We start from the raw sequence: 2,439 nt of genomic DNA on the forward strand, positions 1-2,439 counted from the left end.
GAGGCACTGGAGAGCGCGCCTGCCGGCGCCCGGCCCGGACGCCGGCGGTCCGTGAACCGGCCAACCGCGGCTGAGAGTTGGCGTAAACGCGCTCAACTCCCGGACATCGCTGAGGACTTGGGCGCGAGACCGGGCTTGAACGCGGGCCAGGGCTGAGGGGGGACGGGCCGGTGCAGAGGGGACAGGAGCCGCCCACCGGGTGGCCGCTCGCGGGGACAGCCGCGGGCACGGGTGCGGGGTCAGTCGCAGGGGCGGTGACGAATACACACTCACAGCACGACGAACAGGACCACCTCCGGGACCAGCTGCGCCAGCTCTTCCGCTACCGGAAGCTGATGCTGGTCGGGCTGCTGGTCGGGCTGCTCGCAGGCGGTTGGCTCGGCATCGAGGGCAGCAGCTCCTACGCGGCGTCCAGCGAGGTGACGCTCCGCCAGCCGACGGTGGATCCCTTCGCGGCCGGCGGAAAGCCGGCCGACGCCGGCATCAGCATCGAGTCGGAGCGGCAGACGGCCACGGGCAGCGCGGTCGCGAAGCTCGCCGCCGCACGCATGGACGGCCGTCAACGCCCCGACGCGGAGCTCCAGTCGGGCCTGCAGGTCACCAACCCGCCCGACACGCTGATCCTCCGGTTCACCTACACCGCGGACTCGCCCCGAACCGCCGCCGTCCGAGCGAACGCCTTCGCCCGAGCCTTCCTCGACACCCGGGAGAAGGAGACCGAGGCGCAGGTCGGGAAGATGCTCGACCGCTACCGGGACCAGCGCAGGCCGCTGCTCGGCCAGCGAGGCAGCAGCGACTCGGTCGACGCCCAACTCGCCGTGCTCGACAGCAAGATCGCCGACCTGACCGCTCTGGACACCACACCGGGAACAGTCGTGCGCACCGCCCTTCCGCCGTCGTCGCCCGCCGGTCCCGGCCTGCCCATGCTGCTGGGGCTCGGGGCGGCCGCCGGTCTGCTGCTCGGCGTTCTCGCCGCGTGGGTCCGGCTCGTCCTCGATCCGGTGGTGCGCTCCGAGGGTGACGTCGTACGGGCCCTGGGTGCGCCCGTACTGGGCACGCTGCCGCGCCGGGGAAGGTCCGCTCCGCTGCTCGCTGCCGGCAGGGCCGCCGAGGAATACCGCTCGGTGGCCTTCCGGCTCGCGTGCGACAGGCGTCTCGTGGACCGGCCGCGGTCGGTGCTCGTGGTCGCCCCTCGCGGCAGCGGGGAGACCGCTGCCGCCGTGGCGGTCAATCTCGCCGCCTCCTTCGTGGAGATGGACCACGACGTGCTGCTCGTGGAAGCGGATCTGCGGGCGCCGTCGCTGACGGACCGGCTGCGTGGGGCCGAAGGCATCCGCCCCGGCTGGGCACGGAAGCCGGCCCGGGGCGACGACGGCTGGCCGACCGGACTGCAGATCCCCATCGATGCGGGGGAGTCCGGGGCGTTCGAGCTCGTGCCCGGAGCACGGGTGCGCAACGCGGCCCGCGCTCTGAGCTCCGCTCCCGCCCGCCGCCTGCTGGCCGAGGCCGAGGAGCCCGGCGCGACGCTGGTCGTTCACGCGCCCGCCCTGCTGTCGTACGCCGACGCCGTCGCGCTCGCCGACCGTGTCGGCGGCGTGCTGGTCGTCTGCAACCCCAGCGAGGTGCACCGTGTGGACCTCGAGCGCATCCGCGACCTGGTCACCGGTACGGGCGGCACCGTGCTGGGGGCGGTTCTGCACGCCCAGCGCGACGGCGGCGCGAGCCGGAACAGCAGGAAGGCAGGGCGGCGGATAGCCGCGCCGGACCCGTGGAAGGACGGCACCAACGCCCCTTCCCCGTCCGGCGATCAGAAGCACCGGCCCATGCGGGCGGCCGACGTGGCGGACCGCCACGTCGTGACACCCGGCACCGTCCCCGACCTGGACGCCGACCCGGAGCGCTCCGGCGGCCGGGTTCCCGGGAGGTGACACGGGCTCCCGCGGACCGCGGGCCGCGCACCCGCTCCGCCGTGCTCTGCTCCGTCGCCGATCAGGGCGTGGCGGCCTTCACCAACATCGCGGTGCTCGTCGTGGCCGCCCGGCTCTCCGGCGTGCACGATTTCGCCGTCTTCTCCCTCGTCTACATGGTCGCCACGGTGCTGACGGGGCTGGCCGGAAGCTACGTCGGCCAGGCACTGGTCCTGCGGGAAGGGGAAGCCGCCCGCGACGCCTGCCGCTCCGCCGTCGTCTTCACCGCCTGCGCCTCCTGCGCGATCGGCTTCACCGCGGCCGGTGTCGCCCTCCTGCTGCCCGGCGACGTCCCGCGCGCCTTCGCCGTGCTGGGGCTGGTCCTGGCGGTCGTGACCGGACAGGACGGCCTGAGGTACTGCTTCTCGACACTGCGGCTGCCCCAACGAGCCCTGGGGGCCGACGTGTTGAGGCTCGTCGTCACCGTTCCGGCGCTGGCCGTGCAGCCGGACGGCAGCGGCCCCGCCCGTCT

Annotated in this window: 1 protein-coding gene and 1 pseudogene; both read left to right on the forward strand. The window is 74.1% G+C overall.

All coding sequences use genetic code 11. The features are described from left to right. Positions 1 to 254 precede the first annotated feature (254 nt). Entirely contained in the window at positions 255 to 1,928 is a 1,674-nt protein-coding gene (locus H5J26_RS30285; protein ID WP_181769153.1) for a lipopolysaccharide biosynthesis protein, read from the forward strand. Beyond that, a pseudogene (locus tag H5J26_RS30290) lies at positions 1,925 to 2,439 on the forward strand (hypothetical protein); the annotation flags it as partial. The gene H5J26_RS30285 and the pseudogene H5J26_RS30290, both read left to right, overlap by 4 nt.

Source organism: Streptomyces albidus (ex Kaewkla and Franco 2022), assembly GCF_013870515.1.
Classification (GTDB): domain Bacteria; phylum Actinomycetota; class Actinomycetes; order Streptomycetales; family Streptomycetaceae; genus Streptomyces; species Streptomyces albidus.